This is a genomic window from Amycolatopsis sp. NPDC006131 (genome assembly GCF_040614175.1).
Lineage (GTDB): Bacteria > Actinomycetota > Actinomycetes > Mycobacteriales > Pseudonocardiaceae > Amycolatopsis_E > Amycolatopsis_E tucumanensis.
Map to the genome: position 1 here is coordinate 16,948 of NZ_JBEXTX010000097.1, position 14,720 is coordinate 31,667.

The following is a 14,720-nucleotide window of genomic DNA, read 5'->3' on the forward strand; positions in this document are numbered from 1 at the left end:
GGACGTAATGGGGATCACAGGGGAAGATCGCAAGCTGGCCCGGGGGCTCGCCGGGGACCTGCGGAAACTCGTCCAGACGGCCGCGCTCGTGGTCGACGAGGACAACCCGGCCGAGGAGCTCATCAGCCGGATCACCGGACACCTCGGCGTCGGGTTCCGGCAGATCGTGCTGGTCGGCCAGGACTTCCCGCCGTGGGAGCACGTCAACGTGCACCGCGGCGTCGAGGCCTACCTCGCCGAACGCGGCGGCGAGCCGGAGTGGTTCGGCGTCACCGGCGCGAACCGGGTGCACGAGGAACTGACCGGGATGCTGTCGTCCGCGCGGCGGCACGGCGCCTTCGAACTGGGCGCGGTCGACATGGCGACCGTCGCGATCGGACCGGAGGCGACCGAGGAGGTCGTGCAGTTCGGGCTGGTGCTGACGACGGCGCCGGACGGCGGGCCGGTGGTCGTCGCGCTGCGCGGGCCGAACCCGCAGCACGGGCCGTCCGCGTTGTCCAAGGTCGAGGTGCTGGCCGGTGACCGCGCGGCGGCGGGCGCGACCCGCGACCGCATCGAGCAGCTCGCCCGTGCGCACGACGTGCTGCGCGGCCAGGTGCTCGCCTTCGGCAGCAGCGAGTACCGGGGCAACGAGCTGCTGACGTTCCTGCCGCGCCCGGCCCTGACCGCCGAGCAGGTGGTGCTGCCCGAGGGGGTGCTGCCCGCGATCGAGGACCACATCGTCGGCATCGCCGAGCACGCCGACCGGCTGCGCGCCGCGGGGCAGCACCTCAAGCGGGGCCTGCTGCTGCACGGTCCGCCCGGCACCGGCAAGACCCACACCGTGCGGTACCTGCTGAGCCGCCTGTCCGGCAGCACGGTGATCATCCTGACCGGCGCCGCGATGCGGTTCATCGGCAAGGCCGCCGAGCTGGCCCGGCGGTTGCAGCCCTCGATCCTGGTGGTCGAGGACGTCGACCTGGTCGCCGAGGACCGCACCATGCCGGGCGCGGGCGGTTCGCTGCTGTTCACCCTGCTCGACGCGATGGACGGGATCGGCGCGGACGCGGACGTCACCTTCGTGCTGACCACCAACCGGCCGGAGGCGCTGGAGTCCGCGCTGCGCGACCGGCCGGGCCGGGTCGACCTGGCCGTGGAGATCCCGCGCCCGGACGCCGAGGGGCGGCGCAAGCTGTTCGAGCTGTACGCGCGCGAGGTGGAGCTGGCGGCGGACCTCGAACCGGTGATCGCCGAGACCGATGGCGTCACCGCGTCCTACGTCAAGGAGCTGCTGCGCCGCGCGGTGCTGCACGAGATGCGCGACGGCGCGGACGGCGAGCGGATCCGGGTCGGCGACAAGGCGCTCACCACCGCGCTGCGGGACATGCAGGAATCGCGGAACTCGCTCACCCGGTCGCTGCTCGGTAGCTGATTCAATGGGCGCCGTGAGCGTCGTGGACTTCGGCGGCGACGGCCGTCCGATCGTGTTGCTGCACGGGCTGATGGGCCGGGCGCGCACGTGGTGGCGGGTCGCGCAGTGGCTGCGCCGGTACGGGCACGTCGTCGGCGTCGACGCCCGCGGGCACGGGCGCGGGCCGCGGGGCGGGCCGTGGACGACGGAACAGTTCGTCGCCGACGCCGCCGAAGTGGTGCGGTCGCTGGGCGAACCGGCCGTGGTGATCGGGCATTCGATGGGCGGCCTGCACGCGTGGTCGCTCGCGGCCGCCGAGCCGGATCTCGTGCACGCCGTCGTGGTCGAGGACATGGCGCCGGACCAGCGCGGCAAGACGGTCGAGACGTGGCGCGGGTACTTCGAGTCGTGGCCGGTGCCGTTCCAGTCGCTCGCGCACGTGCGGGAGTTCTTCGGCGAGACGGGCGACTACTTCACCGAGTGCGTGGAGGAGCGCCCGGACGGCTACCACCTGATCGCCGCGCTCGACGACCTGTACGAGATCGCTGCCGAGTGGGGCAGGCGCGAGTACTGGTCCTCGGTGGAGGCGGTGAAGTGCCCGATGCTCGTCGTGGAGGCCGAGCACACCCTCATGCCGCCCGGCCAGCAGGCGGAAATGGCGCGCCGCGCGCAATCGGGGCGGCACCTGGTGGTCCCCGGCGCGAACCACGTCGTGCACGACTCGCAGCCGGACATCTACCGCGGCGCGGTGGAGGCGTTCCTCTCGGCGGTGCTGGGGCGGTAGGCGCGTCACCGCCCGGACAAGCGCTCCAGCGCCGACCGGCTCTCGTCGTCCGCGGGACGGAAGATCACCAGCAGCTGCGCCGCGTCGCGAAGTGGCGTGAGCGTTTCGAACTGCAGGGCGATTTCGCCGGCTTCGGGGTGCCGCACCACCTTGTGGCCGCGGCCGTCGACCTTGACGTCCCGTTCCGCCCACCATCGCGCGAAGTCCGCGTCCCGCCTGGCGCATTCGGCGATGAGGTCGGTCAACGCCTGGTCGTCCGGATGCGCCGCCCAGGCCGCGCGCAGGTGGGCGATCCCTTCCCGCACAACGCGTTCGCGGTCGACATAGAGCTCACGCGTCTTCGGGTGCAGCAGGCACAACCACATCGCGTTGCGCTGCGACGGCGGGAGGGTGTCGAAATCGAGGAGGAGCTTCGCCATTCCGCCGTTCCAGGCCAGGATGTCGAAGCGGTGGTTCATCAGCATCGCCGGCAGCGGGGCGAGGTCCTCGACCAGCCGGGCCAGCTGCGGCGCGGCGGCGGTGGCGGGTTCGCCGGTGTCGCGGGGGCGCTGCCGGGTCAGGTCGAACAAGTAGGCGCGCTCTTCCGGGGTCAGGCGCAGAGCCTGGGCCAGCGCGTCCACGACGTCCGCCGATGGCCGCAGCCCACGGGCCTGCTCCAGCCGCACGATGTAGTCGACGCTGATCCCCGCCAGCTCGGCGACCTCTTCCCGGCGCAAGCCCGGGGTCCGCCGGGCCCGCCGCCCCGACGGCAGGCCGACATCACCTGGCTCCAGCCGTTCGCGGCAGCTGCGCAGGAACGTGGCCAGCTCCTGCGCGGGGTCCACGGTGCGAGTGATCACGGACGGTCCAACAGCCGGGGTAGGACCGGTGTTCCCAGGAAACCGGTTCCCTTACCCCCGGCTCGCCGTGCCCACAGACTCGTCCTCGGCAACGGATCACGAGCACTGGAGGACACGATGCCGCTCACCCTCGACACCTACCGCCTGCTGGGCCGCTCCGGCCTGCGGGTCTCGCCGCTGGCGCTGGGCACGGCGACCTTCGGCACGGAGTGGGGCTGGGGCACCGAGCCGGACGACGCGCGCAAGTTGTTCGACACCTACGTCGAGCGCGGTGGCAACTTCATCGACACCGCCAACACCTACACCGACGGCAGCTCCGAACGCCTGCTGGGGGAATTCACCCGGGGCAACCGGGAAGGCCTCGTGCTGGCGACGAAGTACACGACGCTGAGCCGGCCCGGCGACCCGAACTCCGGCGGCCCGCACCGGAAGAGCATGTTCACGTCGGTGGAGACCAGTCTGCGACGGCTGAACACGGACTACCTTGACCTGCTCTACCTGCACGTGTGGGACGACACGACGCCGGTGGAGGAGGTCCTGCGCGGCATGGACGATCTGGTCCGGCAGGGCAAGGTCCTGCACGTGGCGATGTCCAACGTCCCGGCGTGGCAGGTGTCGCGCATGCAGGCGATCGCCGACCTGCGTGGCTGGTCGCCGCTCGTCGCGCTGCAGATCGAGTACAGCCTGGTGGAGCGCACCGGGGAACGCGATCTGATCCCCATGGCACGCGAGCTGGGCCTTGGCGTGGTCCCGTACTCGCCGCTGGCGGGCGGGGTGCTGACCGGCAAGTACCGCCGCGACGACGGTGCCGGGGAGAGCACCCGCAGGAGCTTCAACGCCGGTCTGGGCCTGGTCACCGAGCGCAACCTCGCCATCGCCGACGTCGTGCAGGAGGTCGCCGCGGAGCTGGAGTGCACCCCCGCGCAGGTCGCGCTCGCCTGGACCCTGCGGAACCCGGGTGTCACGGCGCCGATCATCGGCGCTCGCACCACCGCCCAGCTGGAGGACAACCTCGGCGCACTGGCGGTCGCCTTCAGCCCCGCCCAGCTGGCCAGGCTCGACGAGGTCAGCGCGATCGATCCCGGCTACCCGCACGCCCTGCTCGCCAGTGACCACATCCGGAAGGTCACCGCGGGGGACCTGAAGATCGACAGCCGCCGCTGACCTACTTGTGTTCGCCCGGCAGCGCGAACCGGCCGTCCGCGGTCTGCTCCACCAGACCGTCCACCAGCAGCGAGTCCAGGCAGCGGTCCCGCTGACCGGTGTCCGGCCAGACCACGTCCAGGCTCGCCTTCCACACGGGTTCGGGGGTGCCCCGCAGGACGTCCAGCAGCAGGCCGCGCACGTGCCGGTCGGTGCCGGCGTACTTCTGCGTCGCCTTCGCGGGGCCGTTGTACGCCGGGCGGCCGGCCTTCTGCCAGGCGCAGTCCGCGTACACCGGGCAGTCCGCGCAGCGTGGCGAACGCGCCGTGCACACCACCGCGCCCAGTTCCATCAACGCAGCCGAGAACCGCGCGGCCCGCGCCTCGTCCAGCGGCAGGATCGCCGACACGTCGGCCATGTCGCGGGTGTTCGACGGCGGCCCCGCGTCGCCCGCGCCGTGGATCGCCCTGGCCACCACGCGCCGCACGTTCGTGTCCACCACCGGCGCCCGCTTGCCGTACGCGAACGCCGCCACCGCCCGTGCCGTGTAAGCGCCGATACCGGGCAACGACAACAGGGTGTCCACATCGGACGGCACCACGTCACCGTGCTCGGTGGCGATCGCCGTGGCCGCCGCGTGCAGCCGCAGCGCCCGGCGCGGGTAGCCGAGCTTGCCCCACGCCCGCAGCACCTCGCCCTGGCTCGCCGCGGCCAGCGCCGACGGCACCGGCCACCGCGCGAGCCACTCGTGCCAGATCGGTTCGACCCGTGCGACCGGCGTCTGCTGCAGCATGATCTCGCTGACCAGCACACCCCACGCCGTGCACTCCGGCCGCCGCCACGGCAGGTCCCGGGCGCACGAGTCGAACCAGTCGATCAGCAGTTCGGAGTCGATGGGCACCGGCCCAGGTTAGTTGTCCAGGACCTCGGTGACCTTGCCGGTGTGCACGTCGTAGACGAACCCGCGCACCTTGTCTGTGTGCGGCAGGTAGCGGCTGGTCCGCACGCGCCGCATCGACCGGCGCACGCTGTCCTCCACGTCGCGGAACGCCTCGACCGCCCACGTCGGACGGACACCGCCGGCTTCCTCCAGCTCGTCCTTGAACCCGTCTTCGGTGACGGTCGAGACACCGCAGGTGGTGTGCTGCATGATCAGCACCTCTTCGGTGCCCAGCTTGCGCTGCGACAGCGCGAGCGAGCGGATCACGTCGTCGGTCACCACACCGCCGGCGTTGCGCAGGATGTGCGCCTCACCCTGGATCAGGCCGAAGATCTCGAACACCCTGATCCGGGCGTCCATGCAGGTCAGAATCGCGATCTTCATCGACGGGCTGGCCGTGGAACGGTCGCCGAGCACGGGGTCGGTGAGTTCGCTGTTGCGCTGCAGCAGGGTGTCGATCGCGGTCAAGAATGCCTCCCGGGAGATTGTCCGGATTTCATTCCACCGGACCCATCAGCACCCCGCAATGAGAGAGATCACGGCCCGAACCAGTGCTGCTCCATCGTGCGCGGCGGCGCGGACGTCGTGCCGATCCGCAGCTGCGTGTTGAGCGTGATGATCCGCGGCTTGACGTGGTCGCCGGAGGACAGCAGCAGCTTGCCCGCCGCGCGGCCCTTCTCCAGCACCGGCTGGTGCACCGTGGTCAGGCCGGCGCGCTCCGCCTCGGCGATGCCGTCGAACCCGGTCACCGTGAGGTCCGCGGGCACCCGCAGGCCGCGCCGGTTCGCCTCCGCCAGCGCGCCGAGCGCGAGGATGTCCGAAGTGCAGATCAGGGCGGTCACCTGCGGGTGCGCGTCGAGCAGGTGGCGGGCCGCGGCGGCGCCGTCGTCCACGGTGTGCTCGAAGCGCTCCACGACCGGCACCGTCGACCAGTCGACCCCGACCTTCGCGAACGCCTTCGCCAGCGCCTCCAGCCGGGCGCGCTGCACGTGGAAGTGCGCGCTCTGCTGCCGGTCCAGGTAGGCGAACCCGTCGTTGCGGTCGCGCGCGAGCCGCATGCACAGCACGCCGACCTGCCGGTGGCCGAGCTGGATGATGTGCTCGGCGAGCGCGGTGACCGCCGTCGTGTCGTCCGGGCCGACCCGGTCGACGCCCTCGATGCGCGGCTGGTCGATGATCACCGTCGGCACCGGGCGGGCCAGCACGGCGCCCAGGTGCGGGTCGTCGTCCGGCACCGAGTAGACGACGAAACCGTCGACACCGGCGCGGTGCACCGCGGCCACGTCGTCCCGGCCGGGGCTGGCCGGCACCAGGTGCAGCCCGACGCCGGCGTCCTCGCAGGCCAGCGCGAGGCCTTCGAGCACGCCGATCGCCGCCGGGTCGCGGAAGGCGTAGGACAGGTTCTCGGTGAGCAGCAGGCCGACGGCGCCCGCCTTGCGGGTGCGCAGCGACCGCGCCACCGGGTCGGGGCCGGGGTAGCCGAGGCGGCGGGCGGTCTCCAGCACCCGCTTGCGCAGTTCCGGCGACAGCTGGTCCGGGCGGTTGTAGGCGTTGGACACGGTGGTCCGAGACACGCCGAGCTCCGCGGCGAGCGACGCCAACGTCGCCTGTCGCCTCATGCGCATAGGACGCCCCATGGGGGAACCGTAACGGTTCAGAACGGAGTCGTGAAGTCGAACGCCGTCCGTGCGGCGTGCGCCACTGCGCAACGTGACGTTCAGGCGGGGGTAACCGAGGCGGTGAGATCGTCACCCGTTCAGGTAAGGTGAACTCGAAAACCGTTTCCAATAGTTCTGACCATGCGTCCCACCTCGTACTTCAGGAGTGCTCGCGATGAGTTTCCCCCGCCTGATCGGTCTCGCGTCCGCCGCGACGGCCCTCGTACTCGGCCTCACCGCCTGTGGTGGGACTAACACCGCGAGCGACACCGGGGGCAAGATCAACGTCGTCGCCTCCACGAACGTGTGGGGCAGCGTGCTGTCCGCGGTCGGCGGCGACCAGGTGGCGGTCACCTCGATCATCGACGACCCGAGCGCCGACCCGCACTCCTACGAGACCACGCCCGAGGACGCCATCGCCGCGCAGAACGCGCAGCTGACCCTCGCCAACGGCGGCGGCTACGACGACTTCTTCGGCAAGCTCGCCGACCAGGCCGCGAACGCCCGCAAGCTCAACGCGTACGACATCGGCGCGACCGGCGACGAGAACGAGCACGTCTGGTACAGCTTCACCACCGTCGCCAAGGTGGCCGACCAGGTCGCCGCGCAGCTCGGCCAGATCAAGCCGGACGCCGCGCAGACCTTCACCACCAACGCCACCAACTTCAAGGCCCAGCTGGACCAGCTCACCAGCAAGGCAGGGCAGATCGGCGCCGGCCACCCGGACACCAAGGTCCTGGTCACCGAGCCCGTCGCGCACTACCTGATCGAGGCCGCCAAGGTCACCGACGCCACCCCGGCCGAGTTCTCCGAGGCCATCGAGGAGGAGACCGACGTGCCGCCGGCCGCGCTGGCCGAGTTCAACTCGCTGATCACCGGCAAGCAGGTCAAGGCCCTGATCAACAACGAGCAGACGGTCACGCCGGTCACCGAGCAGGTCGTCGGCGAGGCGACCAGGGCCGGCATCCCCGTGGTGGGCGTGACCGAGACGCTGCCCGCCGGGACGACGGACTACATTGCCTGGATGACCAGCGAAGTCGACGACCTGGCGAAGGCCCTGAACTCTTGAGCCCTGCGGTTGAGATCTCCGGCGCGACCCTCGCGTTCGGTCAGCGCACGTTGTGGTCCGGCCTGGACCTCTCGGTCGAGCCCGGCGAGTTCGTCGCCGTGCTCGGCCCGAACGGATCGGGCAAGACCAGCCTGCTGAAGGTGCTGCTCGGTCTGCAGCACCTCTCGCGTGGCAGCGTGCGCATCAACAGCGATCACCCGGTCGGGTACGTCCCGCAGCAGCGGGCGATGTCCGAAGCGCTCACGCTGCGCGGGGTCGACCTGGTCGGGCTGGGGCTCGACGGCCACCGGTGGGGCACCGGGCTGCGTGGTCTCGCCGAGCGGCGGCGGCGGGTATCCGCCGCCGTCGCCGCGGTCGGCGCCCAGTCCTACGCCAAGCAGCCGGTCGGCAAACTCTCCGGCGGTGAACAGCAGCGGCTGCGGGTCGCGCAGGCGCTGGTCGGCGAGCCGGACGTGCTGCTGTGCGACGAGCCGCTGCTGTCGCTGGACCTCGCGCACCAGCGCGCGGTGAGCGAGCTGATCGACGCCCGCCGCCGCGAAGCCGGCACCGCGGTGCTGTTCGTGACCCACGAGATCAACCCGATCCTGCCCTATGTGGACCGGGTGCTGTACCTGGTCGACGGCCGGTTCCGGATCGGCCCGCCGGAGGTCGTGATGACCTCCGAGACGTTGTCCGAGCTGTACCGCGCCCGGGTGGAGGTGGTCCGCGTCGGCGGCCAGATCCACGTGGCCGGCGCGCGCAGCGCGGTCTGCGAGGACGAACCCCACCACCTGGACGAGCGCGTTTCGTGAGCACCGAAGGTTCCCGCTGAACATGGACAAGTTCTTCGACTTCGGTCTGACGGCGCAGCTGCTCGGGCTGCCGTTCGTGCAGACCGCCCTGCTCGCCGCTGCCGTGCTCGGGCTGGTCGCCGGTGTGCTCGGCCCGCTGATCGTGACCCGCCGGATGTCGTTCGCCGTGCACGGCACCGCCGAACTGGCCTTCACCGGCGCGGCGGGCGCGCTGCTGCTCGGCGTCGGCGTCGAGTTCGGGGCGCTGGCCGGCGCGGTGATCGCCGCGTTGCTGCTCGGCCTGCTCGGCGGGCGGGAGTCCGATCGCGACTCGGTGATCGGCGCGATCCTGTCCTTCGGCCTGGGTCTCGGCGTGCTGTTCCTGTGGTTCTACCCGGGACGTGCGGCCAACAAGTTCGGCATCCTGGTCGGCCAGATCGTGTCGATCGAGACGACCAACCTCATCGTGCTGGTCATCGCCGCGCTGGTCGTGCTGGCGGTGCTGGCCTTCATCTACCGGCCGCTGTTGTTCGCCAGCGTCGACCCGCACGTTGCGGCGGCGCGCGGGGTCCCGGCGCGCACGCTGTCCGTCGTGTTCGCGGTGCTGGTCGGCGTCGCGACGGCGCTCGGTGTGCAGATCGTCGGGGCGCTGCTGGTGGTGGCGATGATGGTGACGCCGGCGGCCGCGGCCGCCCGGCTGACCGCCAGCCCGTGGAAGGCCACCGTGCTGGCCGTCGTGTTCGCCGAGACGGCCGCGCTGGGCGGGATCGTCCTGTCGCTCGCGCCGGGCGCACCGGTGAGCGCGTTCGTCACCGCGATCGCGTTCACCATCTACCTGGTCTGCCGCCTGGTCGCCTACCTGCGCGACCGGGCCGCCCGCGTCACCGAGGACTCGCCTGCAGTTGCGCCTGCAGCGCCGTGAGGAACTCGTCGGTCAGGAACGGAAGCTGACCGCTGGAGACGCTGCGCTCCACGGTCTCCAGCACGATCACGTCCGAGTTGGCGAACATCCCGATCGCCTGGTCCCGGCTCGTCTTCGGGGTGAAGTAGGCGAGCATCGTCAGGTTCGCGAACCCGGCCGCCAGGTAGCGCGAGGACGCCTTGGTGAACGAGTCGCCGTAGAACAGGGTCTTCTCGTTCACTGTCGAGGACATCGGCGAGGCGAACCGGTACGACGGGGTTTCGATGTCGGCGATGGTCTGCCCGGCCCGGTCGACGATGCCGTCCGGGCGCAGGTCGTAGAGCACGTTCGTCTTGTCGGCCTTCTTGCCGAGCAGCGGCGGCAGGTCCGCGGCGACGGTGTAGGTGCCGACCTGCTTGCTCTGCCAGGTCGCGGTGATGCCGGGCTGTACGGCCTCGGCGACCGCGCGGGTCATCACGAGTGAGCCCTCGTCGGTCCAGTGCGTGTCGTTGGACGGGTAGACGGGGCGGTTGACGCGCCGCGCCTCCTGGGTCAGGGCGGGCCGCAGGTCCACCGCGCCCGCCGCGTCGATCTGCTGCCAGGTGGGCGCCTCCGCGGCCCGGTGGCACTCCCGGCCCGGGTAGCTGGACGGCAGGTTCTCCGGGACCATCGTGGATTTGTCCGGCGCCACCACCCAGACGAACGTGCGCCCGGACGCCTCGATGATCGTGCGCAGCCGGTTCATCCGCTCCAGCGTGTCGGACAGCATCCGGACCGGGGAGCACTTGGCCTCGGCGTCGTAGCCGAAGTACAGCCAGCCGTCGCGGCCCTCGATGACCTGCCGGTAGCCGGCCTGGTCGAGCGGGCCGGAGGTGGTGGGTTGGTCGTCCGTCCCCTGCGTCTGGGTCGGCGGCGGGCTGCCGGGCAGGGGACCGGTCTCGGTGGTGCCCGCCTGGTCCCGCGGCGGGGTCTCGCCGAAGAACGTGCGGCTGATCCAGTCCGCGGCGTCGATCGCGGCGCTGCGGAAGGTGAGCTGGTCGGTGGCCCAGCCGGGCAGGCTGGTGAAGAACGCCCAGCCGTCGCCGATGCTGGGGAAGCTCGCCAGGTGCCGGTTCTCGATCTCGGCGGGGCGCGCGCCGAACACCCACAGCAGCGCCGGGGTCGTGAAGAACACGATCGCACTGATCAACGCGGTGAGCTGACGGCCGCCGTGCCGGGGCCGGTGCAGGGAGTGCTCGCGGGGAAGCCACGCCTCGTGCACCGCGGGGAGCTGCTGCGGTTCGTGCGCCACGCGCACACGTTAACCGTTCACCTAGTGAAGCATCAGCAAAACCTGCAACTCACCGACGACGAACCCGATCACACCGCCCACCGCGATCAGCTTCCACTCCTCCTGGCGGAATGCCGGGCGCAGCAGGTTCTCGTACTCCTCGGGCGTCAGCGCGAGCATCCGCCGCTCGACCATGTTCGCCAGGTCCATCGCCTCGACCAGGTACGGCTCGGCGTGCCGGAGCAGGTACGGCATCTGCGCGAGCGACCCGGCCGCCGCGGTCGCGGTCATCTCACGGAGCCGTTCGCCGCCGACCGTGGCGGACACCAGCGGCCGGATCAGGCTGACCTGCTCGTCGACGGCCCTGGCCACCACGCGCCGCACGAGCGCGGCGAGCCGGTCGGCGCGCGGGCCGGTCAGCAGCTCGTCGAGGAGGTTGGGGACGGTCAGCACCTCGCGGGCAATGATTTCGCCGTACTGGCGGGCCACCTCGGCCTTGCGGCGCTGGAACTTGCCCTGCAGCGTGATCGGCCCGATCTTCACCGGGCGGCGCGGCAGGAAGATCATCTTGATCGCCAGCCAGTCGGTGAACAGGCCGATGGCGCCGCCGAACACCGGCAGCACCCACGGGTTCTTCGTCAGCGCCCACACCACCGCCTGCACGATGCCGAGGACGAATCCGAAGTAGATCCCGCAGCGGGCGATGAACGCCATCTCCGGCCGGGACGTCTCGCGGATCAGTCGCACCAGCAGGGCGCGGTCGCGGGTGAGCCGCTCGACGGTCATGTGCTTGACGTCGAGCACGCCGTCGAGGTTGGCGCGGACCTCGTCCAGCAGCTCGCGAACCAGCTTCGGCGAACCGGCCTGCAGCTGTTTGACGATCAGGTCCTGCGCCATCGGCGGCAGCGACTCCCACAGCCGCGGGTGGTGCTTGGCCATCACGTCGCGGGCCAGGTCGTCGATCGCCCGCAGCAGCGGCTGCTCGATCTCCCGCACCAGCCGGTCGGGCTGGATGCGGCCGATGACCTCGCCGAGGTCGATCAGGTTCTTGGTGAGCAGGTCGGTGGCGATGGCCGCCATCCGGCCGCCGTGCTTGGGCACCACGCCCTGCCAGCCGAAGATCGGGCGGATGCCGACGAACTCCAGCGGGCGGAACATCATTTCGATGGCGACGCGCTTGGTGACGTAACCGATGAGCGCGGCGATGAACGGGATCGCGGTGTAGAGCGGCCAGTGCTGCGCGAAGTCGGCCAGCACCGCGTCCATCCGGCCACCCCCTCGGAAATCCTGGCCGCGAGATTAGTGGAGGAGCAGGATCGCCTGGAGCTCGCCCACGAGCCCGCCGATGATCGCACCGACGGCGATCAACTTCCACTCGTCCTGCCGGAACGCGGGCCGCAGCAGCTCCTCGAACTCCATCGGCGACAGCTGCCGCATCCGGTCGACGATCGTGTTCCGCACGTCCAGGGCGTTGACCGCGTACTCCTCGGCGTACCGGATGGTGTCCGGCACCCGCTCCGCCGCCTTGAGCGCCGCGGCCTGCTTCATCTCCTGCCACTTGCGCGTGCCCACCGCGGCCGCGACGAGCGGTTTCACGACGCCGGCCTGCGCGTCGATGGTGCGCTGCACCTCGCGGCCGATCAGGTGGAACAGCCGGTCGGCCTTCGGGCCCTTGAGGATGGCTTCCAGCAGGTTCGGGATGGTGATGATCTCGCGGGCGATCATGTCGCCGTAGTCGGCGGCCACCTGGTCGCGGCGCTTCTGGAACACGCCCTGCCAGGTGTAGAGGCCGAAGAACTCGCGCGGCTCCCGCGGCAGGAAGATCATCTTCAGGGCGAGCCAGTCGGTGAACCAGCCGATGCCGAGGCCGAACAGCGGCATCACGATCGGCGACTTGGTCAGCGCCCACACGAGCAGCTGGACGCACCCGAGGGCGAAGCCGAACACCAGCCCGGAATTCGCGATGAACCGCATCTCAGGTCGTGAGATGTCCCGGATGAGCCGGTTGAGCAGGTTCTTGTCGCGGACCAGGTTGGTGATGACCATGTTCTTGAGGTCGAGGACGTCCTCGATGTTGTCCGACAGCTCCCGCATGATCTTCGCGATCACCTTGGGCGCTTCGGCCTGGATGCGGCGCAGCAGCAGTTCCTTCGCGCCGCTGGGCAGTGCCTCCCACAGGCGTGGCTGGTACTGCTCCATGACCTCTTCGGTGATCTCCTCGACCACCTGCAGGAGCGGTTGTTCGATCTCCTTGGCGAGCTGGTCCGGGTCGAGCCTGGCGAAGATCTCCTTCGGGTCGACCAGGTTGTTCGTGAGCATGTCGGTGGCGGTGGCCGCCATGCGCTCGGCGTTGGCGGGCAGCACGCCCTGCCAGCCAAGGAACGGCCGGATCCCGACGAACTCGATCGGCCGGAACATCATCTCGATCGCCACGCGCTTGGTCACGTAGCCGATGAGCGCGGCGATGAACGGCATCGAGACGTAGAGCGGCCAGTGTTCGGCCAGGTCGGCCACGATCTCCTGCAGTTGCACCGGCCCCTCCTCGCGAGTTCCGCCGAACCGTATCCCAGCCGTTTGGAGGGAGGCGCGGACCGGATTCAGTTGATCTTCGATAATGTGTCACCCGAAAGTATGGAAACCCAGGTCCAATAGCACTAAGGTGCCCGCATGCCTCCTGCCGAGTCCCAAGATCCCATCGCCGGTAATCCCCTGTTCCCGCTCGTGTTCCGCGGCTACGACCGGCCGCCGGTGGACGAGAAGTTCGCCCAGCTGAACGCCGAGCTCAAGGAGACGGCCGTCTCCCGCGACGAGGCCCTCTCGTCGGTCGCCGAGCTGACCCGTGCCCTGTCCTACGCCCAGCAGGAGCTGAGCGAGGCCAAGCAGGCGCTGTCGCGGATGGCGAGCGACCCGTCGAGCGCCGCGACGATGACCGAGCGCGTCCGCACGATGATGACGCTCGCCGAAGAGGAGATCGCCGAGCTCAAGAACCGCGCCGAAGCGCAGGCCGACGACATCCGCGCCGCGGCCGACAAGTACGACCTGGACACCCGCAAGGCCGCCGACAAGATGGTCGCCGAGCGCGAGGCCGAGCTCGCCAAGCGGCGTGACGACCTCGAGCTGGAGTTCCAGGAGCGGCACACCGCGCTCACCACCGAGCACGAGAACCTCATGGAGCAGGCCCGCGCCGAGATCGCGCGCCTGAACGAGGAGGCCGCCGAGGAGCGCGCCCGCCTGGACGCCGAAGCCGCCGAAGCGCGTGCCAAGGCCGAGCAGGAGACCGGCGAGGCGCTTGCTCGCAAGACCGAAGAGGTCGAGACCGCGCTGGCCCGCAAGACCGAAGAGGTCGAGACGGCGCTGGCCCGGAAGACCCAGGAGGTCGAGGAGCGCCTGGCGAAGGACACCCGGGAGACCGAGGAGCGCCTGGCCAAGCTGGTCGCCGAGACCGAGGCGAAGATCGCCAAGGACACGGAGGAGACCGAGACCCGGCTGGCGAAGATCACCGCCGAGACGGAGTCGCGCCTGGCGAAGCAGACCTCCGAGGCGGAGACCCGGGCAAGCACCCTGGTCGCCGACGCGGAGCGCCAGCTGTCCGAGGCGCAGCACGCCCGCACCGAGGCGTTCGAGTTCCGCCGCGAGGTCACCGAGCGCCTCACGGCCACCCACTCGGCCCTGCAGGAAGCGCTGGAGACGCTCGTTCCCGCCGACGACCGGACGCCGGTCGCCTGACGGGGTTTTTGAAGGGGCGTCGGTGCGCTTTGCGCGCCGGCGCTTCCTTTTTTGCACCAAACCCGGCTGGGTGGTCATCCCGTCGCCTGACACCGGCACGATCACCTTGAGCCAGGGCCGCAACCTCCGTGCTCACCGGCGGCCGAACATGCCAACCTTGCGGCCCTGGCTCAAGGTGATATGCACAAACCGGAAGGCGACGGGATGACCACCCAGCCACCCACCTGAGG

14 protein-coding genes are annotated in these 14,720 nt (G+C 70.6%); 7 read left to right on the plus strand and 7 right to left on the minus strand.

All coding sequences use genetic code 11. The annotated features are described in order from the left end of the window. Nucleotides 1–7: 7 nt before the first annotated feature. Both ABZ215_RS34075 and ABZ215_RS34080 read left to right on the plus strand, forming a co-directional pair. Nucleotides 8–1,411, plus strand: a complete 1,404-nt coding sequence (locus ABZ215_RS34075) for an ATP-binding protein (RefSeq protein ID WP_354954447.1) — start codon at nt 8–10, stop codon at nt 1,409–1,411. A gap of 4 nt (nt 1,412–1,415) precedes the next feature. Continuing rightward, complete coding sequence (locus ABZ215_RS34080) at nt 1,416–2,174, plus strand: alpha/beta hydrolase (RefSeq protein ID WP_354954449.1); 759 nt, start codon at nt 1,416–1,418, stop codon at nt 2,172–2,174. A gap of 5 nt (nt 2,175–2,179) precedes the next feature. Here ABZ215_RS34080 and ABZ215_RS34085 read toward each other — a convergent pair whose 3' ends face one another. Next, a complete protein-coding gene (locus ABZ215_RS34085; protein ID WP_237339664.1) occupies nt 2,180–3,013 on the minus strand; it encodes a helix-turn-helix transcriptional regulator in 834 nt (277 codons plus the stop codon). Between the two features lie 117 nt (nt 3,014–3,130). Here ABZ215_RS34085 and ABZ215_RS34090 point away from each other — a divergent pair, with 117 nt between their 5' ends. Then, nucleotides 3,131–4,177, plus strand: a complete 1,047-nt coding sequence (locus tag ABZ215_RS34090; RefSeq protein ID WP_354954451.1) for an aldo/keto reductase — start codon at nt 3,131–3,133, stop codon at nt 4,175–4,177. 1 nt (nt 4,178) lies between these two features. Here ABZ215_RS34090 and ABZ215_RS34095 read toward each other — a convergent pair whose 3' ends face one another. From ABZ215_RS34095 to ABZ215_RS34105, 3 genes are all read right to left on the minus strand, one after another. After that, nucleotides 4,179–5,057, minus strand: a complete 879-nt coding sequence (locus ABZ215_RS34095; RefSeq protein ID WP_020417067.1) for an A/G-specific adenine glycosylase — start codon at nt 5,055–5,057, stop codon at nt 4,179–4,181. Between the two features lie 9 nt (nt 5,058–5,066). Next, complete coding sequence (locus ABZ215_RS34100; RefSeq protein WP_020417066.1) at nt 5,067–5,564, minus strand: carbonic anhydrase; 498 nt, start codon at nt 5,562–5,564, stop codon at nt 5,067–5,069. A 68-nt stretch (nt 5,565–5,632) separates the two neighbouring features. Continuing rightward, nucleotides 5,633–6,733: a LacI family DNA-binding transcriptional regulator gene (locus ABZ215_RS34105; protein WP_027935726.1), complete on the minus strand. Its 1,101-nt coding sequence runs from the start codon at nt 6,731–6,733 to the stop codon at nt 5,633–5,635. A gap of 196 nt (nt 6,734–6,929) precedes the next feature. On the opposite strand from ABZ215_RS34105, the gene ABZ215_RS34110 reads away from it, so the two are divergent. Genes ABZ215_RS34110 through ABZ215_RS34120 form a run of 3 tightly spaced genes read left to right on the plus strand, consistent with a single transcriptional unit; the run spans nt 6,930 to nt 9,515 of the window. Continuing rightward, on the plus strand, nt 6,930–7,823 hold the full coding sequence (locus ABZ215_RS34110; protein WP_354954454.1) for a zinc ABC transporter substrate-binding protein: 894 nt from the start codon (nt 6,930–6,932) through the stop codon (nt 7,821–7,823). Beyond that, a complete protein-coding gene (locus ABZ215_RS34115; RefSeq protein WP_027933650.1) occupies nt 7,820–8,614 on the plus strand; it encodes a metal ABC transporter ATP-binding protein in 795 nt (264 codons plus the stop codon). The genes ABZ215_RS34110 and ABZ215_RS34115 overlap by 4 nt, the downstream gene beginning before the upstream one ends. 22 nt (nt 8,615–8,636) lie before the next feature. Next, nucleotides 8,637–9,515 (plus strand): metal ABC transporter permease, encoded by an 879-nt coding sequence (locus ABZ215_RS34120; protein ID WP_017985399.1) that lies wholly within the window; start codon nt 8,637–8,639, stop codon nt 9,513–9,515. On the opposite strand, the gene ABZ215_RS34125 is transcribed toward ABZ215_RS34120, so the two are convergent. The 3 genes from ABZ215_RS34125 to ABZ215_RS34135 are packed head-to-tail and all read right to left on the minus strand — an operon-like array spanning nt 9,475 to nt 13,296. Then, nucleotides 9,475–10,791, minus strand: coding sequence for a hypothetical protein (locus tag ABZ215_RS34125; RefSeq protein ID WP_354954457.1), 1,317 nt, complete (start codon nt 10,789–10,791; stop codon nt 9,475–9,477). The two genes, ABZ215_RS34120 and ABZ215_RS34125, sit on opposite strands and share 41 nt — an antisense overlap. A 15-nt stretch (nt 10,792–10,806) precedes the next feature. Continuing rightward, entirely contained in the window at nt 10,807–12,030 is a 1,224-nt protein-coding gene (locus ABZ215_RS34130; protein WP_354954459.1) for a DUF445 family protein, read from the minus strand. 33 nt (nt 12,031–12,063) lie between these two features. Further along, the gene (locus ABZ215_RS34135; RefSeq protein ID WP_354954461.1) at nt 12,064–13,296 is read right to left on the minus strand and encodes a DUF445 family protein; all 1,233 of its coding nucleotides are present in this window, start codon (nt 13,294–13,296) and stop codon (nt 12,064–12,066) included. Nucleotides 13,297–13,431: 135 nt separating this feature from the next. Here ABZ215_RS34135 and ABZ215_RS34140 point away from each other — a divergent pair, with 135 nt between their 5' ends. Then, complete coding sequence (locus tag ABZ215_RS34140; RefSeq protein WP_235716078.1) at nt 13,432–14,490, plus strand: hypothetical protein; 1,059 nt, start codon at nt 13,432–13,434, stop codon at nt 14,488–14,490. Nucleotides 14,491–14,720: the final 230 nt, after the last annotated feature.

Excerpts from the sequence above, each read along its gene's own strand:
- ABZ215_RS34075 (WP_354954447.1), top strand. The coding sequence starts at position 8 with ATGGGGATCACAGGGGAAGATCGCAAGCTGGCCCGGGGGCTCGCCGGG.
- ABZ215_RS34080 (WP_354954449.1), top strand. The coding sequence starts at position 1,416 with ATGGGCGCCGTGAGCGTCGTGGACTTCGGCGGCGACGGCCGTCCGATC.
- ABZ215_RS34090 (WP_354954451.1), top strand. The coding sequence starts at position 3,131 with ATGCCGCTCACCCTCGACACCTACCGCCTGCTGGGCCGCTCCGGCCTG.
- ABZ215_RS34105 (WP_027935726.1), bottom strand. The coding sequence starts at position 6,733 with ATGGGGCGTCCTATGCGCATGAGGCGACAGGCGACGTTGGCGTCGCTC.
- ABZ215_RS34110 (WP_354954454.1), top strand. The coding sequence starts at position 6,930 with ATGAGTTTCCCCCGCCTGATCGGTCTCGCGTCCGCCGCGACGGCCCTC.
- ABZ215_RS34120 (WP_017985399.1), top strand. The coding sequence starts at position 8,637 with ATGGACAAGTTCTTCGACTTCGGTCTGACGGCGCAGCTGCTCGGGCTG.
- ABZ215_RS34130 (WP_354954459.1), bottom strand. The coding sequence starts at position 12,030 with ATGGACGCGGTGCTGGCCGACTTCGCGCAGCACTGGCCGCTCTACACC.
- ABZ215_RS34140 (WP_235716078.1), top strand. The coding sequence starts at position 13,432 with ATGCCTCCTGCCGAGTCCCAAGATCCCATCGCCGGTAATCCCCTGTTC.